Genomic DNA, 26060 nt, shown 5'->3' on the forward strand with positions numbered 1-26060 from the left:
GATAAAACCTAAACAATGGAGTAAGGTTTAATGATTTTTAACCAAATTAAGAAAAAACCTTTAGGTGGATTACCCAAAGGCTTTAAGGGGATGATTACATCTTAGAAATATCAATTTTAAAGGTGTGGATTTCATCTTCTAAAAAGACTTTAACCACCACCACACCCGGGGTTTTAAGGTTTTTGGTATCCACTACCACAAACCCTCCCTTAGCTTTACCTTCAACATTAAGGGTGTTGTTTTTAAGGTAATTGATTGCTAGGATTTTTAAAGCTTGGCGGCTTTCTTGCATGATTTCTTGCTCTTCTACATCATCCATCATCATCATGCCAAAGCCTGGCCCATACAAGCCCATTCCCCCATACATCATGCCGTTATAAGCTAAAAAACTCCCTTGCCCGTAATAAAACATAGGCGGGGTGATCATATTGATATTATCAATAGGAGCGGTCGGCACGCTGATATTAAAGCTTTGTAAAATGCCCTCAAAATCAAAACTGGATTTCATCACCTGTCTCAAGCTTAAGACCGGTAAATTCGTTTGGTTGATAGACACCGAAATGGCTTTACGGCTAAACACCACAGGATTTCCCTCTATAACTTGCGCCGCTACATACAGCACTAAGGGGGATTCATTCAAACCTTTCAATTTGCTTTGAGCGATTTCTAGCTGGACTTTAGACTTGGCTTGCGTGGAGGTCATCACTTGAATCCCATTATTATAGGAAGTAACATGTTCAGGCGTGATCTTATAACTCGCACAACCACTTATCAGTAAGGCTATCGCTACTAAAATGATTTTTTTCATCAAAATCCCTTTCATTCAAAGTTTAATCTTCGTTTAGAATTTCCTTATTATAGTGTAGTTTGACTTAAAATTAAGATTTTATTAGGAATAAGGGCTTAAAAAAGATTTAATGTAGGCTTTCTAGCCACAAAAGAATAGAAGATTTGATCTCATTGAGTTTTAAAACTTCTTGGTGCTTGATTCCTCTTTCAAATAAATCATCAAGGCGTTGGCTATCCGGGGTATTGTAGCTGTTTTTAAGCGTTTCTAGGGCGGCTTTATCGTTATCGTTTTTCTTTTGCTCGTTTAGGGCTAAAAGGGTGGTTCTAGGGAATTTTTCATAAGAGGCGGTGGCAGAAACAAGGGTTTTTTCGTGGGTTTTCAAGCTGGCGTTTAAAGCGGTGGCGGTGTGGGGGTCAATCAGGTATTGGTGCTCTGCATAAACTTCTTGGATCGTTTTCAAACAAGCTTCATCTGAGCAGCTCGTGCAAGAAAAATGCTCCTGTAAAAGGGCTAATTCTTTAGGCTTTAAGGCATAAAATTTCTCTTCTTCTAAAGCTTGCATCAATTCTAGCGTGCGTTCAAACCCAAAAAGGCTAAAAAGCACCCTTTCCACATTAGAGCTTTTTAAAATATCCATAGCCGGCGAGTAGGTTTGCTTTAAAGAGCGGTGGGTTAAATCGTAACGCCCTGTCTCTATAAACTCCCTTAAAACATCGTTGCTGTTGGTTACCACCTTGATTTTAGCGATATTCAAGCCCATTTTTTTGGCATAAAACGCCCCTAAAGCGTTCCCAAAATTACCGCTAGGTATGGCTAGGGTGATTTTTTCTTTAGAATTGATCGCGCCTTTTTTATACAATTCCAAAAAGCCCCAAATATGATAGACGATTTGAAAAGCGATGCGCCCAAAATTCACGGAATTAGCCACGCTTAATTTTAATTGGCGCGCTTTTAAAGCCTCGTTAAAATCATCGTCTTTTAAAAGGTTTTTGAGCGCGTTTTGCGCATCATCAAAATCCCCACTGATCCCAAAGACCTTTAAATTGCTAGCGCTTTGGGTTACCATTTGGAGCTTTTGGACTAAACTTGTGCCGTCTTTGGGGTATAAACACACCACAAAAACATTAGGCATGCCCGCCAAACTTTCTAAAGTCGCAGGGCCGGTATCCCCACTTGTAGAAACGAGCATTAAATACTTTTCATTTTTTCCTACCGCTAGATTAGAAAACAAGCTCGCTAAAGGCTGTAACGCCATGTCTTTAAACGCCAAACTAGGCCCATGGTAGAGCTCTTGGACAAAAAGCCTTTCATTGAGCGCAAAAATAGGGGCTGGATTTTTAGGGTTATCAAAATTTTCATAGCGTTTTAAAGCGTCTGTCAATAAACCTTTAGGAATCTCTAATCCCAATCGTTCAAACACGCATTCTACCAGCTCGTTATAGCTCAGATTCAAACAATCTTGCCATTCTAATGTTTCAAAATGCTCTAAAGTGTAAAGCCCGCCTTTGGGGGCGTTGGGGTTTAATATTGCTTCAATAAAATCAATCTTTTTTTCTTTCAAAGAACGCGTGGGGACAAAAGGCATTATTCTTCCTTACCATAATTTTTAGCCGTAGCATACCCTAAAAGAGCGAATGCAACCTTAAATGGTTTTTTAATGAGAATGATTGATCGCCTTTTTAATCCAGTTTAATTTTGGATTTATGCTTATAATACTATAATGCGGTTTAAAATTTTGCCGCAAATGGGCAAAAAATTTCATCAGAGTAAGGTTGTGTTTTGTCTAAAGGTTTGAGTATCGGTAATAAAATCATATTGTGGGTGGCGTTGATTGTGATCGTGTGCGTGAGCATTTTAGGGGTGTCCTTAAACAGCAGGGTGAAAGAGATTTTAAAAGAAAACGCCTTGCGTTCTATGCAAGATAGTTTGCATTTTAAGGTTAAGGAAGTGCAAGGGGTTTTGGAAAACACCTATACGAGCATGGGCATTGTCAAAGAAATGCTCCCTAAAGACACCAAGAGAGAAATCAAAATCCACTTGTTAAAAAACTTCATTTTAGCCAATTCGCATGTCGCTGGGGTGAGCATGTTTTTTAAAAACAGAGAAGATTTAAGATTAACACTTTTAAGAGATAACGATACGATTAAATTAATGGAAAATCCGTCATTAGGGAATAACCCTTTAGTGCAAAAAGCGATGAAAAATAAAGAAATTTCTAAAAGCTTGCCTTATTATAGGAAAATGCCTAATGGGGCGGAAGTTTATGGGGTTGATATTCTTTTACCTTTATTGAATGAGAACGCTCAAGAGGTTGTAGGGGCTTTGATGGTTTTTATTTCCATTGACAGCTTCAGTAATGAAATCACTAAAAACAGGAGCGATTTATTTTTAATTGGCGTTAAAGGTAAAGTGCTTTTGAGCGCGAATAAGAGTTTGCAAGACAAATCTATCGCCGAAATTTATAAGAGCGTGCCTAAAGCCACTAATGAAGTGATGGCTATTTTAGAAAACGGCTCTAAAGCGACTTTAGAATACTTAGATCCCTTTAGCCATAAGGAAAATTTCTTAGCCGTTGAAACCTTTAAAATGCTAGGCAAAACAGAAAGTAAAGACAATCTTAATTGGATGATCGCTTTAATCATTGAAAAAGACAAGGTTTATGAGCAAGTGGGATCGGTGCGTTTTGTGGTGATCATAGCGAGCGCTATCATGGTGTTAGCCTTGATTATAGCGATCACTTTACTCATGCGAGCGATCGTGAGCAATCGTTTGGAAGTCGTTTCTAGCACCTTGTCTCATTTCTTTAAATTATTGAACAATCAAACCCATTCTAGCGGTATTAAATTGATTGAAGCGAAATCTAATGACGAATTAGGCCGCATGCAAACAGCGATCAATAAAAATATCTTGCAAACCCAAAAAACCATGCAAGAAGACAGGCAAGCCGTCCAAGACACCATTAAAGTGGTTTCAGACGTGAAAGCAGGGAATTTTGCGGTGCGCATCACAGCTGATCCCGCAAGCCCTGATTTGAAAGAATTGAGAGATGCGCTAAATGGGATCATGGATTATTTGCAAGAAAGCGTAGGGACTCACATGCCAAGCATTTTCAAAATCTTTGAAAGCTATTCTGGTTTGGATTTTAGAGGCCGAATCCAAAACGCTTCGGGTAGGGTGGAATTGGTTACTAACGCTTTAGGGCAAGAAATCCAAAAAATGCTAGAAACTTCGTCTAATTTTGCCAAAGATTTAGCGAACGATAGCGCGAATTTAAAAGAATGCGTGCAAAATTTAGAAAAGGCTTCAAACTCCCAACACAAAAGCTTGATGGAAACTTCTAAAACGATAGAGAATATCACCACTTCCATTCAAGGCGTGAGCTCTCAAAGTGAAGCCATGATTGAACAAGGGCAAGACATTAAAAGCATTGTAGAAATCATCAGAGACATCGCTGATCAAACGAATCTATTAGCCCTAAACGCCGCTATTGAAGCCGCAAGGGCCGGCGAGCATGGCAGAGGCTTTGCGGTGGTGGCTGATGAGGTGAGAAAGCTCGCTGAAAGGACGCAAAAATCGCTCAGCGAGATTGAAGCCAATATCAATATTTTAGTTCAAAGCATTTCAGACACGAGCGAAAGCATTAAAAACCAGGTTAAAGAAGTGGAAGAAATCAACGCTTCTATTGAAGCCTTAAGATCAGTTACTGAGGGCAATCTAAAAATCGCTAGCGATTCTTTAGAGATCAGTCAAGAAATTGACAAAGTCTCTAACGATATTTTAGAAGATGTGAATAAAAAGCAGTTTTAATGCTCATTCATATTTGTTGCTCAGTGGATAACCTCTATTTTTTAAAAAAGGCTAAAGAGGCTTTTGTGGGTGAAAAAATAATAGGGTTTTTTTATAACCCCAATATCCACCCTTATAGCGAATACTTGTTGCGTTTAGAAGACGTGAAACGCACTTGCGAGATGCTAGAAATTGAATTGCTTGAGGGCGATTATGAATTAGAAAAATTTTTAGATAAAGCTAAGGGTAAGGAATTGTTAGGGGAAAAAAGCGAGCGCTGTTTTGAGTGCTTTGACTTACGCTTAGAAGCGAGCGCGTTGAAAGCCTTTGAATTAGGGGAAGAAAAATTCACCACCACCTTACTCACAAGCCCTAAAAAAGACCCTAACCAGCTCATCGCTAAGGGACAACACATCGCGCAAAAGCACAATTTGGAATTTGTTGTGTTCAGAAACGATAATTTTGAACATTTTAAGAGCGAGTTGGATTTAAACTTGCAAGCTTTGGCGAGAGAAAACGAGCTTTATAGGCAAAATTATTGCGGTTGCCAATTCGCTTTAAAAATCCAAAAAGAATCCCAAAACAGAAGCCCCTTTGAGCTTTGCTCGCCTTTAAAACGCCAGATTTTACCCGCAAGTATTGAAGAAAGAACGCAAGTTTTTAGAGGACTAGAAGCGGCTAAAAAGGGTGCTAATAAGCCTTTTTTAGCCCAAAAAACGATCGCAACTTACCGCTTATTGAATGGGGGCGTGTGGCTTTCTAAAAATTCAAACCCCTTGAGTTGCTGCATTCTAGCGCGCTCTAAAAGTAAGGCTAAGGTTAGGATTAACGATTTAAGGTGGGTTTTTTCTCAGCGTTTAAGCGTGCTAGTGGGTTATAGCCAAAGAGATGAAACCTTGTTTTTAACTTTAGAAGGCCTTAATACCCTTATGGCGAAAAACTATGATAATTTAAAAGAGTTAAACCTTAACCCCTTAAATTATGAAGAAGAGTTGTCTTTAAGGGCGTTAGTGAGCGGGAGCGAGAGTATTAACCCTATTATCGTGCTAGAAGAACGCACAGAAAAAACCCTTTTTGTAGAAATTAAAAGCATTTTTCAAGAAGAAAAGGTGTTTTATTTGCTCTAAGCTAAATTTTAAAATATAGCGTTGTGCGTGGGTGGGGGTTATGGTAAAAACATGCAAGTAATTTAAAGTTAATTTAAGATAATTAGGCACAATAGCCGTAAAAAGTTTAAGGCTGTATTTGAAAACTCTATTTAGTGTTTATCTCTTTTTATCGTTGAATCCACTCTTTTTAGAAGCTAAAGAAATCACTTGGTCTCAATTCTTAGAGAATTTTAAAAACAAGAATGAAGACGACAAACCTAAACCCCTAACCCTTGATAAAAACAATGAAAAACAGCAAATCCTAGACAAAAACCAGCAAATCTTAAAAAGGGCTTTAGAAAAAAGCCTTAAGTTTTTCTTTATTTTTGGATACAACTATTCGCAAGCCGCTTATTCAACCACTAACCAAAACTTGACTCTTACGGCAAATAGCATAGGGTTTAACACCGCTACGGGCTTGGAGCATTTTTTAAGAAACCACCCTAAAGTCGGTTTTAGAATCTTTAGCGTCTATAACTATTTCCATTCCGTTTCGCTCTCTCAGCCTCAAATCCTAATGGTGCAAAATTACGGAGGCGCGTTAGATTTTTCTTGGATTTTTGTGGATAGAAAAACCTATCGTTTTAGGAGTTATTTAGGAATCGCTTTAGAGCAAGGGGTGTTATTAGTGGATACGATTAAATCCGGTGCTATCACAACAATCATTCCTAGAACCAAGAAAACCTTTTTTCAAGCCCCTTTGCGCTTTGGTTTTATCGTGGATTTTATCGGCTATTTGTCCTTGCAATTTGGGATTGAAATGCCTTTAGTGAGGAATGTTTTTTACACCTACAATAACCATCAAGAAAGATTCAAACCACGATTTAACGCTAATCTTTCTTTAATCGTTTCGTTTTAAACTCCCTTTAGATCCCCCTTTTAAATAAGCCCATGATCTTTCTGGGGTATTTTAAAAGCATGGAAAAAACATTCGCTCGAATGCCGTTTTCCTGGCACGCTCTCAAATTTTCTTTATTCCTTAATAAAAGGCTTTTAAACCCCCTTGCGCTAACCCCACCGGTGCGCATGATGACTAACACTTCTTTCAAATAAGAAAAGCTTATTTTTTGCACCACAAACAAGCGGATGATCATCTCAAAATCCGCTGAAATCTTATAATCGGTTTTGTAAAGCCCATAGCGTTCATAAATGGCTTTTTTGACAAAAAGCGTGGGGTGCGCTGGCACCACGCCATAAAGCAAGGTTTTAGGGTTAAACTCCCCGCTTTCATAATAACGGACCACTTTTTCCAAGCAATCAGGTTTGACAAACACCAGATCCGCATACACGCTATCGCAATTTTTGTTTTCAAACTCATGCACCACTTTTTCTACCACAAACTCATCTTTGTAAAAATCATCGCTATTCAATAAAGCGATAATATCCCCACTAGAACGCTTTATGCCTTTATTCATAGCATCATAAATGCCCTTATCTTTTTCACTTATTGCGCAAGCGATTTTATCTCTGTATTTTTGAATGATTTCTAAAGTGCCATCCGTGCTAGCCCCATCTATAATGATGTATTCAATGTTTTTATAAGTTTGATTAAGCACAGAAAGAATGGTGTCTTCAATGGTTTTTTCGCTGTTAAAACACGCCGTGATCACAGAAACTTTTAACAAGCCAACCCTTTTTTAATAAACTCCCCCCAATTAAGTTTTAAATAAATTCACTTGTTTGTCTAAATTCATGGCCGTTTCGCTCACATGCGTAACGATGTTTAAAATATCTGAAGAATCGGCTAAAGTCTTAGAAGCCACTTTTTCCACTTCTACAAAATCGCTTACCATAGCTTCAATTTGGTGTCCGGATTTGGCGTAATCGTCCATGCTTTGATTGCTGTCTGACACGACTGAGCTTAAATTAGAACTCATTTTTTCGTAAGTTTCTTGCACGCTTTTACTCATATCGCTCAAGCGCTCCATTTTTTGCGAATTGAGGTTCATTTGCGAGCTTACGGCATTGATTTCTTGGACAATCACCATGATAGTGGAATTGATTTCGGCTAAAGACTTTTGAGTGCGCCCGGCTAAATTCCTAACCTCATCAGCCACCACCGCAAAGCCTCTGCCATGCTCGCCGGCTCTTGCAGCTTCAATAGCCGCATTTAGGGCTAAAAGATTGGTTTGATCGGCAATATCATTGATAATATCCAAAATGGATTTGACATCATCAGCGTTACGGCTGAGTTGCTCCACTTGGCTAGAGAGTTCCTCTTCAGTGTGCACGCTCTCTGTGATTTGAGAAAATAAATCCACAATCGCATCCTTGCTCTCTTTGACAAACGCTTGCGTTTCAATCAAACGCTTCCTTAACCCTTGAGACTGCTCTATGGAAGCATTCATCATGCCCGCTATATCAGTGGCTTTATTTTTTACGGAATTTAGGGTGGTTGATGAATTTTTCATGCTCTTTTGGGTTTCTTGCGTGATTTGGATTAATTTATCCATTGAAGTTTTATTGAGGGTGGAAATCCCTTTAATCTCTTCCATAATCAAGCGGGCGTTTTCCACAAACAAATTGACCCCACGACCCACTTGCGAGATTTCATCGTTGCGATCACCCACATCAATTTTGGCCCTCAAATCCTTATCCCCATGGCTGAAAGCGTTGATTTTAAAAACCAGTTCGTCAATGCGTTTCACGATCCTTAATTTAGCGTATATGAGCGTCAAAACCACTAACGCTATTGTCGCTGTCAGTATCCAAAGGAATAATTTCGTGGTGTTTTCATTAAAAACCTTATTTACGCCTTCTTTAATCGTCTTATTTTCTGTGTTAATGTCAGTGTAATAAGAAGTCGTTGCGATCACCATTTGAGACACCTCATCATAATGCGAGTAGGCGAATTTTTTCTCCGGCACGCCTCCATCGTATTTAGGCATTTTATAATAAGTGTAACCTCCCCCTTTTTTAGCCGCTTCCAAATACCCCCTAACATAATACACCCCATCAACGCTCTGAGCGTCAAGCCCTGATTGGCCTACGGTTTTAGGATTGACCGGATCAAACAGCACCACCCCGTTTTTATCCACCACCACCATATAAATCATGCCCTTATCGTCGTTAATGCGTTTAAAATAATCCAACGCCATTTTTCTTGCAGTAGCGTTATCAAAACTTTTGTAATACTCATGAATGCCCTGTTCAATAATTTCTGTCATGTAAGCGAGCGTTTTTTCACGCTTTTTGTATTGCCCAGTTTCTAAATGCTCCATGAGTTGCGTTAACACATCTTTTTGCATAACCTTTACAAAACCAATAAAAAGCCCCCCTAAACCTAAAAGAGCGGCTAACACGACAAACATAATACGAGTCCCCAACGAAGAAAACATTGAAAAAAACACCATTCATCTCCTATCAATCATTTTTAAGTCAAACCCTAATTTTAGGATTCAGCTTCTAAATGCCCCCCCCCCCGAAAAATGAGGGGCGCAAAACAAAATTAAAACCCGATTGTTTGAAAACCGCTGTAAACAGAGAGCAAACAAGTCAAGATTATAGAACACCCTTTTTTAAGTTAGGCTTAAAGAATAAATAATAAGAATAAAAAATTTTATTTAACTTCACTTTCCTTAATGGATTTGACATTCAAAGTCCTTGCGTCTTTTGAAGTGGGGATTTTGATGCTCCCCTCTTTTAATTTTTCTCTCAATTTTTCCAACAACGGGTTTTTGAAATCGTAGTTGATGATTTCCCAGTTATGTTCCAGTTCAGGGGTTACCTTCCCGCCTTTTTCTTCTGTGATGTATTTGATGATTAAATCCCGTATTTGCCCGTTATCTTGCAATGCATCGTAAGAATTATAATACCTATTAGCGTCTGTAACCAAATTTAATGTCTTGGATAATGTCCCAAATCGGTAATTGTTGATCGCTAATTTATAGACCGCTTTGGGGTCAATGGGTTTGTTGTTGATCGTCGGATTAATAATCCTTGATCCGGCGGGTTTTGTAACATCAACTTGGTATTTCACGCCAAAAAACATATCAAAGTTATAGCCGCGAATATTTTCATTAAAACTGATCGTCAAATCTCCTGGTTGCAACTGATTGTAGAATTGATACGACCATTCCATGTATTTTAACAGATTTTCACCCGTTATATTCACTCCAATGAGCGTGTTAGCGAACTTGTAAATATAGGCGACATCTTTTCTTTTGAAAGGCCCTTTTTTCAAATTGGCGCCAAAATTGAATAAAGCTGCCGCTGAAACATCGGCTTTTGCATAATGTTTTTGCACTTTATTGATCAATTCTATCACCGGTGTTTCTTGCAATGCGGCGGTGGGCATCGTGGTGATTTTTTCTTCTCCTGTGATAAAATCAGGCCTGTCAATAAAGGTTTTTGTAACTTCGCCGACAACTTCATTAGCGTATTCTTTTGATTTTTTATCCACATATTCGTATTTTTTCGCTAATTCTTCATCTTCTGGCACGCCTTTTGTGGGTAAATTTTCAGTCGTTACGATTTTTTTCTTCGTTTTGGTGTCAAACACCACCACGCCTTTTGCCAGATAAGCCCCATACGCTCCAGGCTCAATGGTATGCACCTTTCCTATTTTAGTGTTATAAACCGCATGCTCATGCCCTGCAAAAATGATGTCAAATTGCGGGAATTTTTTCGCCAGATCAGGGACTCCATCGCCACCTTTCTCATCTTCCCGCCCCAAATGAAAAGCGCCAATCAAAACATCATATTTCCCTTTTAGCTCTTTCAAGGTCTTTTTTAACGCTTCTTCAGCGTCCAAAAACTTTAATCCTGCAAAATGTTCAGGCGTAGAAGCCTCCCAAGTGGGGATGTGCGGCACCACATACCCCACAATTGCCACCCTCACGCCATCAATTTTTTTAACCGCATAAGGTTTTACAAACGGCTGATTGTCCGCAGTTTTGATGATATTTGCATTCACAACATCGCCATTAAACCCCTTGATATTTTTCTCTAAAAAATCCTTGCTGAAATTAAACTCGTGATTCCCAAGCACACGAATATCAAATTTCAAATCATTTTCGGCTAAGATTAGCGGATGAATCGGCTCATCATTAAACAACTCCGCGCTATTACCCTGCAACAAATCCCCGCTGTCAATCAAAACCACATTTTTATTCTCAGCCCTTTGCTTTTTGATTAAGGTTGCAATCCTTGTCAAGCCGTTATTGGGTTTTTGTTCGCCAACCGCATAATCATACGAAAAAAGCCGCCCATGAATGTCTGAAGTTTCTAAAAACACGATTTTGACTTCTTTTGCAGATACTGAAAGTGCTAGCGTTAAAAAGATGAATAAAATCAATTTTCTCATTGAAATCCTTTTAAACCAAGAGATTCATAACATTAATTTCTACATAATATTAACGCTGATACGATGGTTTTTGATTGGCATTTAACGCTTATGGGCAAAATGGGTAAGGGGGGGTAGGGGAGTAAAATCATTCCCCCACCAATCAAACCCCCACTTCAGACCATTCAGCGCGTTTGTCTAAAAAAGCGTGTGCTAAATTTTGTGCACCCTCTAAAGTGTGGTTAGCCGCCCAACCGCATTGCTTTTCATTGCTGGCAGGCACTTCTTTAGCCTTTAGCACATCTTGCATCGTCTTTTCTAAAACCTCTAAAATCTCTGTGTAATTGTCATGGTTTAACACCGTGAGATAAAATCCCGTTTGGCAACCCATAGGCGACCAATCCACGACATAACTGGCATGGTTGCGGATAATCTCAGCGACTAAATGCTCTAAAGAATGTAAGCTAGGCATGTCCATGTGATCTTGGTTGGGTTGCTTGAAGCGCACATCGTATTTGACAATCACATCCCCATTAGCACCCTTTTTGCGATCAGCGACACGCACATAAGGGGCTTTGACTTTAGTGTGATCCAAATTGAAACTCTCTACATTCATTTTCATGTTTTTAACTCCTTCATTCATAAATTGTAATGAAACTTTAGCTTATTTTAGCGAACGCTTGCTCTAAATCTTCTAACAAATCCTGTTCATGCTCAATCCCCACAGACAAGCGCACCAAGCCATCTCTAATCCCTGCAGCTTCTCGTTGTTCTTTAGGGATACATGCATGGGTCATAAACGCTGGAACCCCCACCAAACTTTCCACCCCACCCAAACTCTCGCCTAAAATGAATAGTTTAAGGCTTTCTACAAAAGCAACCGCTTCGCTGTCATTTTTAAGGGTGAAAGAGAGCATCCCGCTAAAGCCACGCATTTGGGCTTTGGCTAGCTCGTAATTAGGGTGGGTGGGCAAGCCCGGGTAATAAACCCTTTCTACTTTAGGGTGTTTTTCTAAAAATTCAGCCACGCAAAGGGCGTTTTTTTGATGGGCCTCCATGCGTAATCCTAGCGTTTTAATCCCTCTTTGCAACAGCCAACTGTCTTGAGGGCCTAAAACCCCACCGATAGCGTTTTGGAAAAAAGCGATCTCTTGGGCTAGCGCTTCATTATTGGTGGTTACAAGCCCAGCGACCACATCGCTATGCCCGCCTAAATATTTTGTGCCGCTATGCACCACAATGTCCGCTCCCAAAAGAAGCGGGTTTTGATAATAGGGGGTGGCAAAGGTGTTATCCACGATAGTGAGCAAATCATGATCTTTAGCGACACCAGCGCATTGCACTAAATCCGTGATTTTAAGCAAGGGATTACTAGGGGTTTCTAAATAAAGGGCTTTGGTGTTTTGCCTGATAGCCTTTTTGATTTGGGATATATCGCTAGTGTCTATAATGGTGCAAGAAAGCCCGTTTTTGACAAGCACTTTATTAAACAAGCGGAAAGTCCCCCCATAAACATCATCGCCCAATAACACATGATCGCCTGATTGCAAGAGAGAAAAAACGGCGTGGATCCCAGCTAGTCCAGAGGCAAAAGCAAACCCCTTAACCCCCCCTTCTAAATCAGCGATGAGTTCTTCTAAAGCAAAGCGCGTGGGGTTTCCTGAGCGAGAGTATTCATAGCCCTTGTGGCGGCCTATGGCGTCTTGGCGGTAGGTGGAAGTTTGATAAATAGGTACGCTCACCGCCCCTGTTGTGGCGTCCTCACTAATACCCCCATGGATTAATTTGGTTTGCATGTGCATGATTTTTCCTTTTTATGGATTTATAAATAAATACCTTTAGAAAGATAACGATCGGCAACATCCGGGAAAATGGTTAAAACCTGGCTGCCTTCGGGGAGGCGTTGCACTTCTTTCAGCGCTGCCACAAAAGCTGCCCCGCTAGAGCTCCCCACTAATAAGCCGTTTTTCTTGGCTAACTTCCTAGTATAGCTAAAACCCTCTTCATCTGAAATCGTTTCAAAGCCATCAATATCCAAGTTTTCAAAAAAAGGAGGGATGAACTCCACGCCAATGCCCTCAATCTCATGAGGCCCAGGCTCGCCCCCATTCAAAATAGAACCCTCCGGCTCCACCCCAATTAAGCGGATATTAGGAATGCGTTCTTTCAAATACCTAGCTGTGCCAGCAAAAGTGCCACCACTCCCTATCCCGGCTACAAAGCTCGTAAAATTTGTGCCTAATTCTTGGACAATCTCAGGGGCTAGGGTGTGGTAGTAAGCGGCGGGATTATCAGGGTTTTCAAATTGCAAGGGCAAATAGCTATTAGGGATACTTTCGGCTAGCTCTTTACTTTTTTTAATGGCGCCAGAAATCCCCTCGCTAGTAGGCGTGTTGATCACTAAAGCCCCCAAAGCCCTCATGATTTGTTGTTTTTCTGTGCTGAATTTTTCTGGGACAACAAAGATGGTTTTGAGATGGTGCTTGATTGCCACTAAGGCTAGAGCGATGCCGGTATTGCCTGCGGTAGGCTCAATGATGGTTGTTTTAGAAGTGATTTTGCCTGTTTTAAACCCTTCTTCTATAAGGTATTGGCCTAAGCGATCTTTAACGCTCCCTCCCGGGTTTAAATGTTCTAGCTTGGCGTAAATGGCGGAATTTAACGGAATGGGGTAATCCTTGTTAGCGAATTTAAAAATGGGGGTGCGGCCTATGGCGTCTTGCATTGTGGTGATAATCATCATTCCTCCTATAACAAACAATAAAATTCAATTTTGCGATTATGCCTAAACTCATTAAATGGAATAAGTTTAGGATAAAATGTTGGCTTATTGAGATGGATTAAGGAATTTTCATGAAAACGATAGAATGGAATGAAGAGCAAAGAAAAGCGTTTTTAGGACTTGTTAAGAGAATTTGCAGCGTCAATTGACGCTAAAGCACAAGAAGGGAGACAAACAGGCAAAACCCCAACGAGACCAAAATACGCTTCATGCCAAAACGGGCTGAACAAGTTTTTAGCGCCATGGGGTTATGCGTGCAAAATCAGTCTTGGATCTGGGAATTTATCCCATAATCCATCAATCGCTTTTTGCTGTCAGGATATTTTAGGGGAAGGATTTGTCAATGGTGAAAAACCAACCCCAAAAAAAGGTTTTTACCTCTGGTTTGCTTACTATTGGTGCAACGATTTTGAAAAGTTTTATCTTCGTATAGGTCGATCCACAGAGGATGATGAGAAAAAAGAGTGTAAAAAATGCCTAGCGTATGACAAAATCATTGATCCTAATGGAGACACATACTACCAAGAGTTCTATGACGATTTAGAAGCCGATCTTGAAAACATTACCAACGATTTTTTACGCTTTGCTAACGAATTTAATCAAATCCCCACTGCGTGTTTTGAATTAGAGTCATCTAGCACAAGCCATTGAGAAACAACTCTCATACCAAAAAGAACTCTCTCATAAGGGATTTCCCTAAAATCCCACCAACGCTTTTAAGCTAAACCTTAAAAAAGCTATCGTTTGATTACAATCAAGCTTTGATATTTGGATTAAAAAACGCTATTTTTTAGATTTTGCAAGCGGTATCCCATTGATGAAAATGAGAAAAGCAAGCGGGTTTTCATTAAAACCGCCCGCTTAAAAGAAGTTTTAAAGGCTTTTCACTCCACTTCCGCATCAATCACATCATCGTCTTTTTTCTTGGGCTGCTCGGCGTTGTTTTTATTCGCCATGGCTTCGCCTAATTTTTGAGCCACTTGCACTAATGATTTGGTTTTGTCTTCAAGCTCCGCTTTAGTAACGTTATCGTTTTTGATGCAATCTTTAAGAGCGTTAATGGCGTTTTGGATCTCGTTAGCGTCGTTTTCATTCAAATTTGTTTTATGCTCATCAAGGCTCTTTTGGGTTTGGTGCGCCAAACTATCGGCATGGTTTCTCGCTTCAATCACTTCTTTTTTTCTAGCGTCTTCTTCTTTGTGCAATTCAGCGTCTTTCACCATTTTTTCAATTTCGCTATCAGACAACCCGCTAGAACCAGAAATTTTAATCTCTTGGCTTTTACCGGTATTTTTATCTTGTGCTGACACGGTTAAAATCCCGTTAGCGTCAATATCAAAGGTTACTTCAATTTGCGGCACGCCTCTTGGAGCGGGAGCGATGCCTTGCAAATCAAATTTACCCAAAGATTTATTATCCCTTGCTAATTCCCTTTCGCCTTGTAAAACCATAATGGACACAGCGGGCTGGTTGTCTTCAGCGGTTGAGAACACTTGAGATTTTTTCGCCGGAATAGTCGTGCCTCTATCAATCACTTTAGTCATCACGCCCCCTAAAGTTTCAATCCCAAGGCTTAAAGGCGTAACGTCTAATAAAAGCACATCTTTCACATCGCCTTTTAACACGCCCCCTTGAATGCTCGCTCCCACCGCTACGACCTCATCAGGATTGACGCTTTTATTCAAATCTTTGTTGATAAAGGCTTTCACCCTTTCTTGGACTTTAGGGATACGAGTAGAGCCTCCCACCATCACCACTTCTGAAATTTCATTTTTGGTTAGCCCCGCGTCTTTGATCACGCTTTCAATTTTAGAAATCGTTTCTTCCATGAGATCTTCTGTCAAGCTTTCAAATTTAGCCCTAGTGAGTTTTTTAACCAAGTGTTTAGGCCCGGTAGCGTCTGCGGTGATAAAGGGCAAATTGATTTCAGTCTCCATCGCAGAGCTTAGTTCTTTTTTAGCGTTTTCAGCCGCTTCTTTCAGGCGTTGCAACGCCATCACATCGTTTTTGATTTCAATGCCCGTTTCGCTTTTAAACTCAGCCGCTAAGAAATCAATCACACGATTGTCAAAATCATCGCCCCCTAAAAACGCATTGCCCCCTGTGGCTAAAACTTCCACGACATTATCGCCTGTTTCTAAAACGGTAACATCAAAAGTTCCCCCACCCAAATCATAAACCATGATTTTTTCGCTCTCTTTTTTATCCAAGCCATAAGCTAACGCCGCACTGGTAGGCTCATTGATGATCCTTAAAACATTAAGCCCTGCAATCGTGCCGGCTTCTTTAGTCGCTTTCCTTTGGCTGTCGTTAAAATAAGCCGGAACCGTGATCACTGCTTCCGTAACGCTCTCGCCTAAATAACTTTCAGCGTCTTCTTTGAGTTTCATTAAAATTTTGGCTGAAATTTCTTGAGGGGTATAAACTTTACCTGAAATCTCAATCGCGCAAGCCCCATTCCTATCCACAATCTTATAAGGCAAGCGTTTTTCGGCTTCTTTAGCCTTATCTTCATTAAACATCAAACCCATGATTCTTTTAATAGAATAAATGGTTTTTTCTGGGTTGGTTACCGCTTGTCTTTTCGCGCTCTCGCCCACTAAAATCTCGCCCTTATCCGTAAAGGCTACAATAGAAGGAGTGGTGTTTTTACCCTCTTTATTAGCAATAATCTTTGCTTCATTGCCTTCATAAACCGCCATTGCGGAGTTGGTTGTCCCTAAATCAATTCCAATAACTTTTCCCATTGTTATCCTTTCTTTTAAAATAAATGTTTTTAATCGTTTTTAGCAATGCTCACCATTGCCGGCCTCAAAACCCTACCCTTATACTTGTAGCCCTGTTGCAAAACCTGCACGATTTTCCCGTTTTCTTTTTCTTCGCTTTTGACTTGCATGATCGCATTGTGGAAATTGGGATCAAACTCTTCTAAGCATTCAATCCCCTCAATGCCATGCCTTGCCAAAACTTCATGCAGCTTTTCCATCGTAAGCTCCAAGCCTTTGGTTAAAGCGCTCTCTTTATTTTCTTCTGCAGCACTCTTATGAGCCCCAAGAAGCGCATCAATCACCGGCAATAGATCCAATGCAATTTTTTCATACGCATACTCTAACGCCATGCTCTTGTCTCTTTCTAAGCGCTTTTTCACGTTTTCAAAATCCGCATGCACTCTCAAGTATTTTTCGTGCATTTCTTTATATTTAAGCTCAAAATCTTCCTTGATCTCGCATTCTTTTTCGCTTGCTTCTTGCTTTTCTCCACCCTGTTGTTCTTTGCAAGTGCAAGCCTTTTGATAAAACTCTGGCTCTTTTGGGCTTAAATCGTGTTCTTGGTTGTGTTCATCTTTCATTATTCCTCCTTAGAAATCGTTTGAAAAAACCCTTCATAATCGCATTCTAGTTTCCCCACACAAAGCAGTTGCATTCGTTTGTTTTGAAATTCTATGGGGCGTGTTACTAGCATGCAATCAGGCTCTATAAAATGCAACCCCTTTTTGAAACGCTCCAAAACCTTACCCTCTAAAATGTCAAAAAATAAAGGGCTGTTTAAAAGCGTTTTTAACCCCATCAGATTAAAGCGTGTCATTTGTGCACTGGAATACTCCAAACGCTCTAATTGCCTGGCCAAACTCAACGCATTGACAGAAGCAGCGATTGAACGCACTTCTTTAACGCTTTTGCCCACAAGCTCTAATAAAAACTTCTCCATTTTAACGCTGTAACCCAGCGCGCAAGAAAACGCCAAAAAGTCCAAAATCAAAAAGCGTTTTTCGCATTCAATGACTCTTTCTAAACGCTCCAAACTGGGTTTTTTTAACAGCACAAAAAGCCCAAAATTTTCACTCGCGCTTTTTAAGCGTTTTTCATTCACCTTTAAAACTTCAAAGCGCAACGACTTGTGCCAATAGTTTTCAAACGCCTTAAAAGTGGGCAATCTAGCACCGCTAGAATGGGCTTGATAAAGCATGCCCTCTTTAGAAAGGATTTGAAAATAATTCCTGATTGTCGCGCAAGATATTTTCAAGTTTGCCAACTCTTTTAAGCGTTTAGAGCTAATGGGTTCTAAAATCTGCAGATAGGTTTTAACAAACGCATCTAACAAACTCTCTTTTTTATTCAAATCAGAACCTACTTTAATTCTTCTTAACATCATTATTTGAAAAATCTCGTCAATCACCATTCTTGATGAAAGAACTCTTGCATTATAGCGCAAAAAGTTAATAATCTATCACTTGTTTTGAAAAAGTGATAAAAATTAACCGATTTTTCTTTAAAGTTTAGTCTATATCACTAAATTTATTTACTAGCATTAAATTAGGATTTTTTATAGAGTTGATTTAATTTAGATCTGTTGGGCAACTAATACCTTATTATTAAAAAAACTTGTTATCATGATAAACATGAACACACACACAAGAGGCATTGACAGCGGACTGATTCATTCGCTCCAAAGCATTTCGTTATCCATGTTTAGAAAGGGTTTTTTTGGGCTTTATCAAGGCTCCATTTCGGCGCGCATTGGCGCAAATCAATTTGTGATCAATAAAAGAAACGCTGTTTTTGATCAATTGAATGAAAACACCTTACTGGTTTTGCATGACAAGATAGATTACCGCTGGAAAGAAGCGAGCCTGGATTCGCCCATTCATGCGAGCGTGTATCGGGAGTTTTTGGACGCTAAATTCATCGCTTACGCGCGCCCTCCTTATAGTTTGGCGTATTCCTTGCGCCACAACCGATTGCTCCCTAGAGATTATTTGGGGTATCGTTCTTTGGGCGAAGAAATTTCCATTTTTAACCCCAAAGACTATGACAGCTGGCAAGAAAGAGCGGATACAGAAATTTTACGCCAATTACAAGAGAGCAAAAAATATTTTGTTTTCATTAAGGGGTGTGGGATTTTTGCCTACCACAGAGAGCTTTCTAAACTCATGGAAGTTTTTGATTTGATTGAAAACTCATGCAAGGTTTTACGATTGGGCGATTTAATGGATTATTGCTATAATGATGATCCACGATTGAGCGTGTAAAAAGCTAAAAAGGATAAAACATGACCATCAACACCCATTACACCCCTAATTTCACGCAGCTCCAAACCTTGAACAATATCAATAATGACGCAACCATAAAGGACAGGAATCAAGTAGAGCAGGATTTACAACAAAGCAGCATTCAAGATGGTTTCAGCCAAGATAATACGCAAAACGCCCCTGATTTTGACCGATTACAAACTTTAAACGCTATCAATAACGACGGCGAGATTAAAGATAAATCCCAAGTTGAAAAAAGCCTTATTGATGGCGGAAATACCCCTGAAATTTATTCCAGCCTAGACACATACGCTTAAAAAGGGGTGTTTTACCATTCCTTCAAAGCCATTTTGATCGCTTCTATCACGCAATCCATCCCGCCCGCTAAACTAAAAAGCCAGTATTTGTGCGCGTAAATGTATTCTAATTGCTTAGCCCTTAATTCGTCTTCATTACTCGTTTTCTTGCACACGATTTCAGCGATGTGCAATTCCTGGTGGAAAATGTAAGATTGTATCGCATCCATAAAATACGAATTGAATCGCTTGTCATCAAAAAGCTCTTTAACGTTATCAATTTCAGTGCTCAAATTTTCTAATTCCTTAAAATCCAACTCTTCTAATTTGTTTTTTTCATGAAGCTTTTCCACTTCTTCTAAAAACTCTGCCACCTTTAAAAACGCTTCTTCAACTTGCGTTTTTTTCTCATTGGCGTATTTGATGATCTCTTCGCATTTTTGTTTGGCGATCTTTAAATTTTTAGTCTGTTCTGATTGAGTGGGATAAATAAGGTTGATAGGAGGCTTTGGCTTGGATTTGTCTATTTTTTCGCACACTTCTTTAAAAGGCATTTCTTTAGTCCCTTTAATCCTAGCCCCCCCTTCAGTAGCGTTAATGACTTCTAGTTTATAGGGCGTGTTAAAAATATCTTTTTCAAAAAATTCTAAGAAAAGCTTCCACACTAAAGTGGTCTCTACTTCCCCATTACCCCCGTATTTTTCTATAAAAATCTTGTCTTTATCTTTTTTAGGTTTGATCTCCCTATCGCCATAAATCGCCCCACTGGCATGGCTGTTACCGCTTTGTGAAAAGCTCAAATCTTGCCCAATAAACACGCACCTTTTGAAACGAGAATGCACCACTAATTCATACGCCATGTTCGCTGCGCTCATGCCTATGCCCACATAACCATACTGGTGCAAATCAAAAAGGTTGGTGTAACCAAAGGGGCGGAAACTGAATTGCTTAACCCCCTTTTTAATCGCTTGAATCAATCGTTTATGCACAATGGAAGTCAGAGCAAAAATAACGCCTTCTTGAAAATCTAAGGGGGTTTCTTCATAGAATTTCGCCGTTAAATCCACCCTTTCTAAAGACAGCACAATATCAGGCTTGATACCGGCTTTAGCCAAAATAGGGAAAGAAGCGTCTATGCAAAAAAGCGTCGCATAAGGAGCGATTTCTTTTAAAAGGGGGAGTTGCCTATTTAAACTAGGCCCGGTTGAAACAATGATAGCGGTGTCTCTGTTTTTTAAAGCGCTCACAAAATCCACTAAACTAGGACTTTTGATGACTTCAGGCAAATTAGCGGCATGCTGTTTGATGCCTATGAGTGCGTCTTTAGCATCATTGCCTACGCTAATAGCGCCATGCTCTAAAGCGCGCGTGAAATGCTGGTTGATTTCTATCATTTGACTAGAATATCGTTCATAATAAGCGTTAAAAAGTTTTAAATCATACATTCTTGCGTATAAACGAGACTTTTTATCCATATCAAATAATGAAGCGATCATGTTGTAATTGCAAAAACTTGCATGCAATAAAATCAAACGATTTTCTAAAATCTCAGTGGAAAAATCCAAAAGATTCAGCACAATGAAAATAATTTCTATTTCAGGCTCAATGACCACCAAGCGTTTTAAATTGCCATTGCCTAAAAGCAAGCGGTAAAACACCCCATTACCCAAGCCAAAATAATACAAATAAGGATAAAGCATGTAAATTTCGCTATTTTTATATAGCTCTAAGCTTGAATCTAGCGGGCTTTTTTCAAATAAGGGCGTGTTTGTTTCTTTATCTAAGAGATTGAAATTCGCGCTATCATTCCCTAAAAACACTTCGTATTTTTTGTTTTCTTTAATGGCTTTGAGTTGTGCGAACAAAAGAGGGTCTTTTTTGAAAAGAGCTTGTAAGTTTTTTTGATAAATATCCATTATTTTAACTTATAAAAATAGCTTATAAAAAAGGCTAACGCCCCTTTGAATCAAGGGCTGTTATTGTAAAAGCCTTAAGACATTCTGTTGCACCGCATTCGCTTGCGCCATAGCAAAACTCCCGCTTTGCGCCAAAATATTGTATTTAGAAAAGTTCGCGCTCTCTTCAGCAAAATCCACATCTCTGATTTGAGATTCAGCCGCTTTAACATTCACTTGGGTTACAGAAATATTATTAATGGTGGTAACCAATTCCATTTGCACCGAACCCATATCAGATCGGATCTTGTCTAATTGCGTGCGCGCAGAATCTGCCATATCCATCACAATCATCGCCCCTTTAAGGCTTGTTACCCCAGCCCCTATACCTTGAGAATTGGTCTCCGCTTGCGCGCCATTAGCGTTCGCTCCAGCTGCTGAAGCCACATTCGCATCAAAAATGCCCCTAACCGCTCTCAAATTCACGGTGTATTCTGCCACCCCTTGAGCGGAATGAAAGCCCACATGGCTAAAATTCACACCGCTCACAATGATGTCTCTAGCGTCAGTTCTGGTCAAGGTTAAGCGCCCAATAACCGCATGTTGTGTCCCAGAAATCCCTGCAAAATTCCCTCCCCCAAAAACCTGGCCGCTCGCGCTCGCTGCATGCACAGAAATCGCGCGCCCATCAATGGAGTGCAAATTAATGCGCCCTTGAATATCCAAGCTCGCTTCCACGCCGGTGCGATCTTTGACGGAGTTAATGGCGTTAGTCAACCTCCCGTCAGCGTCGTTTTTATGCACATCATTCACGGTCCCAATTTCTACGCCATTAATGGTGAGCTCTCTCACGGTTCCTGATTGCACGGGAGTGCCGCCGGTGGCCATGACATTATAAGAAGCCCTAACGCCTAAAGTGTTAGAAAAACGATTGATGATTTCGCTTAACGCCCCAATCCCAGTGCCAGCGCTTGTAGAAATACGCACGGTTTCAATCTTATAATCATTCACGCCATTGACTTGTTTGAAATTCAATCCCACTTCAGTCAAGTTTTGTGCCGCTGCACTAGCGAGCATGCCTGCACCGCTAAAAGAAGAAGTTTCCATGCGCACATGCCCAATCTTATCTGAGCTCGTTGAGCCAATAGACGCCTTAACCGTGGTGTTAGAATACGCGCCAATTTGAAATTCTTTGTTAGAAAAACTTCCTGAAAGCATTTGTTGGCCGTTAAAGCTTGTGGTGTTAGCGATATTGTCTAGTTCTTCTAACAACCTTTGAATATCGCTTTGGAGCGCTCTTCGGCTTTCTAAAGTTTGCCCATCTTGAGCGGCTTGAACGGCTTTGGTTTTAATGGTGTCTAAGATTTTGATTTGTTCATCCATCGCTTTATCAGCGGTTTGAACCATACCAATAGCGTCATTAGCGTTGCGGATCGCTTGACCCAAATTCGCGCTTTGACTCCTTAAGCTATCAGCGATCGCCATCCCACTAGAATCGTCAGCGGCTTTATTGATCCTAAGTCCTGAGCTTAACTTTTCAAGCGAGCTTGAAAGGTCTCTGTTGTTTTGAACCCCTACCGCATGAGAAGTTAAAGCGGCGATATTGGTATTTATCCTAAAACTCATGTTTGCATCCTTTGCATAGATATTTGCTATTAGTCAAGCAAAGGGTGTTCCAACTCTTTGATTTTTAGCGCCGCTATCGTTTTTATGGTTTAATAGGGCGTTTAGTCAAAATTCTATGCTACAATCATTCATTAATAGGTATAAACATTTTATTAAAGGCGTTCAATGAAGCACCTTATTATTGTAGAATCCCCAGCAAAAGCCAAAACCATTAAAAATTTTTTGGATAAAAATTACGAAGTCATCGCCTCTAAAGGGCATGTTAGGGATTTATCCAAATTCGCTTTAGGCATTAAGATTGATGAAACAGGCTTCACTCCTAATTATGTCGTGGATAAAGATCATAAAGAACTTGTCAAACAAATCATAGAGCTTTCTAAAAAAGCATCTATTACTTATATTGCTACCGATGAAGACAGAGAGGGGGAAGCGATAGGTTATCATGTGGCATGTTTGATTGGAGGGAAATTGGAGAGCTATCCTAGGATTGTTTTTCATGAGATCACGCAAAATGCGATTTTAAACGCTCTAAAAACCCCACGAAAAATTGACATGTCTAAGGTCAATGCCCAACAAGCCAGGCGTTTTTTAGATCGGATCGTGGGTTTTAAGCTCAGCTCGTTGATTTCATCTAAAATCACTAAAGGTTTGAGCGCTGGGCGGGTGCAAAGCGCGGCTTTAAAGCTTGTGATTGATAGAGAAAGGGGAATCAAAGCCTTTAAGCCTTTAACCTACTTCACGCTAGACGCTTATTTTGAGCCGCATTTAGAAGCGCAACTCATCAGCTATAAGGGCAACAAACTCAAAGCCCAAGAACTCATTGATGAAAAAAAAGCTCAAGAGATTAAAAACGAATTAGAAAAAGAAAGCTATATTATTTCTAGTATCGTTAAAAAGTCTAAAAAATCCCCCACACCGCCCCCTTTCATGACTTCCACTTTACAGCAAAGCGCTTCCAGTCTTTTAGGCTTTTCGCCTACAAAAACCATGAGTATCGCTCAAAAATTGTATGAAGGCGTAGCCACCCCGCAAGGCGTTATGGGGGTGATCACTTACATGAGGACCGATAGCTTGAATATCGCTAAAGAGGCTTTAGAAGAAGCGAGGGATAAGATTTTAAAAGACTATGGCAAAGACTACTTACCCCCTAAAGCCAAAGTCTATTCCAGCAAGAATAAAAACGCCCAAGAAGCCCATGAAGCGATCAGGCCCACTTCTATTATTTTAGAGCCAAACGCTTTAAAAGACTACCTTAAGCCTGAAGAATTAAGGCTCTATACTTTAATTTACAAACGCTTTTTAGCTTCTCAAATGCAAGACGCTCTTTTTGAAAGCCAAAGCGTGGTTGTGGCTTGCGAAAAAGGCGAGTTTAAAGCGAGTGGCAGAAAACTCCTTTTTGATGGCTATTATAAAATTTTAGGCAATGACGATAAGGACAAATTGCTCCCCAATTTGAAAGAAAATGACCCCATTAAATTAGAAAAACTAGAGAGCAACGCCCATGTTACAGAGCCTCCAACGCGCTATTCAGAAGCGAGTTTGATTAAAGTTTTAGAAAGTTTAGGCATAGGCAGGCCTAGCACCTACGCCCCAACGATTTCTCTTTTACAAAACAGAGACTACATCAAGGTAGAAAAAAAGCAAATCAGTGCTTTAGAGAGCGCTTTTAAAGTGATAGAAATTTTAGAAAAGCATTTTGAAGAGATTGTGGATTCCAAATTCAGCGCTTCTTTAGAAGAGGAACTGGACAATATCGCTCAAAATAAAGCCGACTACCAGCAAGTCTTAAAGGACTTTTACTACCCTTTTATGGATAAAATTGAAGCCGGGAAAAAGAATATCATCTCTCAAAAAGTGCATGAAAAAACCGGCCAATCATGCCCTAAATGCGGAGGAGAATTAGTCAAAAAGAATAGCCGTTATGGGGAGTTTATCGCTTGCAACAATTACCCTAAATGCAAATATATCAAACAAACTGAGAACGCTAATAATGAAGCCAAGCAAGAATTGTGCGAAAAATGCGGAGGGGAAATGGTGCAAAAATTCAGCAGAAACGGGGCGTTTTTGGCTTGCAACAACTACCCTGAATGCAAAAACACCAAATCGTTAAAAAACACCCCTAACGCAAAAGAAATAATAGAAGGCGTGAAATGCCCAGAATGCGGAGGGGATATTGCCTTAAAAAGGAGTAAGAAAGGCTCGTTTTATGGCTGTAACAATTACCCTAAATGCCATTTTTTATCCAACCATAAGCCCATCAACAAGCGTTGTGAAAAATGCCATTATTTGATGAGCGAAAGAATCTATCGCAAAAAAAAGGCGCATGAATGCATTAAATGCAAAGAGCGCGTGTTTTTAGAGGAAGATAATGGCTAAAGAAAATCCGCCTGTCGTTTTTGGGCCTGTTTTATCCAGGCGTTTTGGGAAGTCTTTGGGCGTGGATCTATCGCCCTCTAAAAAACAATGCAATTACAATTGCATTTATTGCGAGTTGGGCAAAGCCAAGCCAATTGAGTGCATGGAAGAAGTGATAAAAGTAGAAATCTTGATTAGCGCCATTCAAAACGCCCTAAACAACCTCACCACCCCCATTGATGTTTTAACCATTACCGCTAATGGCGAACCCACTCTATACCCTCATTTATTAGAGCTTATCCAAAGCGTCAAGCCTTTTTTAAAGGGCGTTAAAACTTTGATCTTAAGCAACGGTTCACTATTTTATGAGCCAAAGGTCCAGCAAGCCTTAAAGGAATTTGACATCGTTAAATTTTCTTTAGACGCTATTGATTTGAAAGCCTTTGAAAGAGTGGATAAGCCCTATTCTAAAGACATTAACAAGATTTTAGAGGGGATTTTGTGCTTTTCTCAAATTTATCAAGGGCAACTGGTGGCTGAAGTGCTGTTGATTAAAGGCGTGAATGATAGCGCGAACAACTTAAAACTCATCGCTGCATTTTTAAAAAAAATCAATGTCGCTAGAGTGGATTTAAGCACCATAGACAGGCCCTCAAGCTTTAAAGCCCCTAAATTGAGCGAAGATGAATTATTAAAATGCTCTTTATTTTTTGAAGGGCTTTGCGTGAGTTTGCCTAAACGATCCACTGCTCAAGCTGATCAAGCCAAAAAATTGATTTCTTGCGGTATAGATGAATTGCTCGCTTTAATTTCCAGGCGCCCTTTAAGCGCAGAAGAAGCCCCCCTAATACTAGATCCTAACACCTTTAAGCATTTAGAAACTTTATTAAACCACAAGCAAATTACGATTAAAAAAGTCGGCTCTTTGGAGTTTTATTGCGCGTTTTAACCTCCATTGGTAACACATAGTTTTACCTTACTTTAAGGGAGCTTAAGCTTTTAAAAAAGTTCTCTTTTATTACCAAATAACGCCACCATAAAAAATCAAAAGCCGACAGATAATTAAAAA

At 39.9% G+C, this 26060-nt stretch carries 20 protein-coding genes and 1 pseudogene; 8 read left to right on the top strand and 13 right to left on the bottom strand.

What is annotated here, in order from left to right; all coding sequences use genetic code 11:
* Positions 1–94 precede the first annotated feature (94 nt).
* Together HPOKI112_RS00730 and thrC are read right to left on the bottom strand one after the other, a co-directional pair.
* Positions 95–808, bottom strand: a complete 714-nt coding sequence (locus tag HPOKI112_RS00730; RefSeq protein WP_025309571.1) for a hypothetical protein — start codon at positions 806–808, stop codon at positions 95–97.
* Positions 809–914: 106 nt separating this feature from the next.
* Complete coding sequence (thrC, locus tag HPOKI112_RS00735) at positions 915–2375, bottom strand: threonine synthase (RefSeq protein ID WP_025276608.1); 1461 nt, start codon at positions 2373–2375, stop codon at positions 915–917.
* A 194-nt stretch (positions 2376–2569) separates the two neighbouring features.
* Here thrC and tlpA point away from each other — a divergent pair, with 194 nt between their 5' ends.
* From tlpA to HPOKI112_RS00750, 3 genes are all read left to right on the top strand, one after another.
* Complete coding sequence (gene tlpA / locus HPOKI112_RS00740) at positions 2570–4597, top strand: methyl-accepting chemotaxis protein TlpA (RefSeq protein WP_025309572.1); 2028 nt, start codon at positions 2570–2572, stop codon at positions 4595–4597.
* On the top strand, positions 4597–5703 hold the full coding sequence (locus tag HPOKI112_RS00745; RefSeq protein ID WP_025309573.1) for an epoxyqueuosine reductase QueH: 1107 nt from the start codon (positions 4597–4599) through the stop codon (positions 5701–5703). Before tlpA ends, HPOKI112_RS00745 begins: the two co-directional genes overlap by 1 nt.
* Before the next feature lie 118 nt (positions 5704–5821).
* On the top strand, positions 5822–6583 hold the full coding sequence (locus tag HPOKI112_RS00750; protein WP_025309574.1) for an outer membrane beta-barrel protein: 762 nt from the start codon (positions 5822–5824) through the stop codon (positions 6581–6583).
* Positions 6584–6590: 7 nt separating this feature from the next.
* Here the strand turns inward: HPOKI112_RS00750 and HPOKI112_RS00755 are convergent, their stop codons facing one another.
* From HPOKI112_RS00755 to HPOKI112_RS00780, 6 genes are all read right to left on the bottom strand, one after another.
* On the bottom strand, positions 6591–7349 hold the full coding sequence (locus HPOKI112_RS00755) for a glycosyltransferase family 2 protein (RefSeq protein ID WP_038418606.1): 759 nt from the start codon (positions 7347–7349) through the stop codon (positions 6591–6593).
* A gap of 30 nt (positions 7350–7379) precedes the next feature.
* Positions 7380–9077 (bottom strand): methyl-accepting chemotaxis protein TlpB, encoded by a 1698-nt coding sequence (gene tlpB / locus HPOKI112_RS00760; protein ID WP_025309575.1) that lies wholly within the window; start codon positions 9075–9077, stop codon positions 7380–7382.
* Between the two features lie 206 nt (positions 9078–9283).
* On the bottom strand, positions 9284–11029 hold the full coding sequence (locus HPOKI112_RS00765) for a bifunctional metallophosphatase/5'-nucleotidase (RefSeq protein ID WP_025309576.1): 1746 nt from the start codon (positions 11027–11029) through the stop codon (positions 9284–9286).
* A 142-nt stretch (positions 11030–11171) separates the two neighbouring features.
* Positions 11172–11630, bottom strand: a complete 459-nt coding sequence (locus tag HPOKI112_RS00770) for an S-ribosylhomocysteine lyase (protein WP_025275532.1) — start codon at positions 11628–11630, stop codon at positions 11172–11174.
* A 37-nt stretch (positions 11631–11667) separates the two neighbouring features.
* A complete protein-coding gene (locus tag HPOKI112_RS00775) occupies positions 11668–12810 on the bottom strand; it encodes a cystathionine gamma-synthase (protein WP_025275533.1) in 1143 nt (380 codons plus the stop codon).
* Positions 12811–12830: 20 nt separating this feature from the next.
* Positions 12831–13748, bottom strand: coding sequence for an O-acetylserine-dependent cystathionine beta-synthase (locus tag HPOKI112_RS00780; RefSeq protein WP_025309577.1), 918 nt, complete (start codon positions 13746–13748; stop codon positions 12831–12833).
* Positions 13749–13861: 113 nt separating this feature from the next.
* Here HPOKI112_RS00780 and HPOKI112_RS00785 point away from each other — a divergent pair.
* Positions 13862–14441, top strand: a pseudogene (locus tag HPOKI112_RS00785) (hypothetical protein).
* Between the two features lie 233 nt (positions 14442–14674).
* On the opposite strand, the gene dnaK reads toward HPOKI112_RS00785, so the two are convergent.
* Genes dnaK through HPOKI112_RS00800 form a run of 3 tightly spaced genes read right to left on the bottom strand, consistent with a single transcriptional unit; the run spans position 14675 to position 17969 of the window.
* Positions 14675–16537: a molecular chaperone DnaK gene (gene dnaK / locus HPOKI112_RS00790; RefSeq protein ID WP_025309578.1), complete on the bottom strand. Its 1863-nt coding sequence runs from the start codon at positions 16535–16537 to the stop codon at positions 14675–14677.
* Between the two features lie 29 nt (positions 16538–16566).
* Positions 16567–17139, bottom strand: coding sequence for a nucleotide exchange factor GrpE (grpE, locus tag HPOKI112_RS00795; protein ID WP_025275537.1), 573 nt, complete (start codon positions 17137–17139; stop codon positions 16567–16569).
* Positions 17139–17969 (bottom strand): HrcA family transcriptional regulator, encoded by an 831-nt coding sequence (locus HPOKI112_RS00800; RefSeq protein WP_025275538.1) that lies wholly within the window; start codon positions 17967–17969, stop codon positions 17139–17141. Before HPOKI112_RS00800 ends, grpE begins: the two co-directional genes overlap by 1 nt.
* A gap of 211 nt (positions 17970–18180) precedes the next feature.
* Here HPOKI112_RS00800 and HPOKI112_RS00805 point away from each other — a divergent pair, with 211 nt between their 5' ends.
* Both HPOKI112_RS00805 and HPOKI112_RS00810 read left to right on the top strand, forming a co-directional pair.
* Positions 18181–18819 (top strand): class II aldolase and adducin N-terminal domain-containing protein, encoded by a 639-nt coding sequence (locus tag HPOKI112_RS00805; RefSeq protein ID WP_038416756.1) that lies wholly within the window; start codon positions 18181–18183, stop codon positions 18817–18819.
* 20 nt (positions 18820–18839) lie between these two features.
* Positions 18840–19136 carry a hypothetical protein gene (locus HPOKI112_RS00810; RefSeq protein ID WP_025275539.1) on the top strand — a complete coding sequence of 99 codons (297 nt, stop codon included), beginning with the start codon at positions 18840–18842 and terminating at the stop codon, positions 19134–19136.
* An 11-nt stretch (positions 19137–19147) separates the two neighbouring features.
* Here the strand turns inward: HPOKI112_RS00810 and HPOKI112_RS00815 are convergent, their stop codons facing one another.
* On the bottom strand, positions 19148–21031 hold the full coding sequence (locus tag HPOKI112_RS00815) for a motility associated factor glycosyltransferase family protein (protein ID WP_025275540.1): 1884 nt from the start codon (positions 21029–21031) through the stop codon (positions 19148–19150).
* A gap of 60 nt (positions 21032–21091) precedes the next feature.
* Entirely contained in the window at positions 21092–22636 is a 1545-nt protein-coding gene (locus HPOKI112_RS00820) for a flagellin B (protein ID WP_000010011.1), read from the bottom strand.
* 165 nt (positions 22637–22801) lie between these two features.
* Between HPOKI112_RS00820 and topA the strand changes: the two genes are divergently transcribed.
* Both topA and HPOKI112_RS00830 read left to right on the top strand, forming a co-directional pair.
* Positions 22802–25012, top strand: a complete 2211-nt coding sequence (gene topA, locus HPOKI112_RS00825) for a type I DNA topoisomerase (RefSeq protein WP_025309579.1) — start codon at positions 22802–22804, stop codon at positions 25010–25012.
* Positions 25005–25940 carry a radical SAM protein gene (locus HPOKI112_RS00830; RefSeq protein ID WP_015427360.1) on the top strand — a complete coding sequence of 312 codons (936 nt, stop codon included), beginning with the start codon at positions 25005–25007 and terminating at the stop codon, positions 25938–25940. The genes topA and HPOKI112_RS00830 overlap by 8 nt, the downstream gene beginning before the upstream one ends.
* Positions 25941–26060: the final 120 nt, after the last annotated feature.

This window comes from Helicobacter pylori oki112, assembly GCF_000600085.1.
In the GTDB taxonomy this organism is placed as follows: Bacteria; Campylobacterota; Campylobacteria; order Campylobacterales; family Helicobacteraceae; genus Helicobacter; species Helicobacter pylori_CY.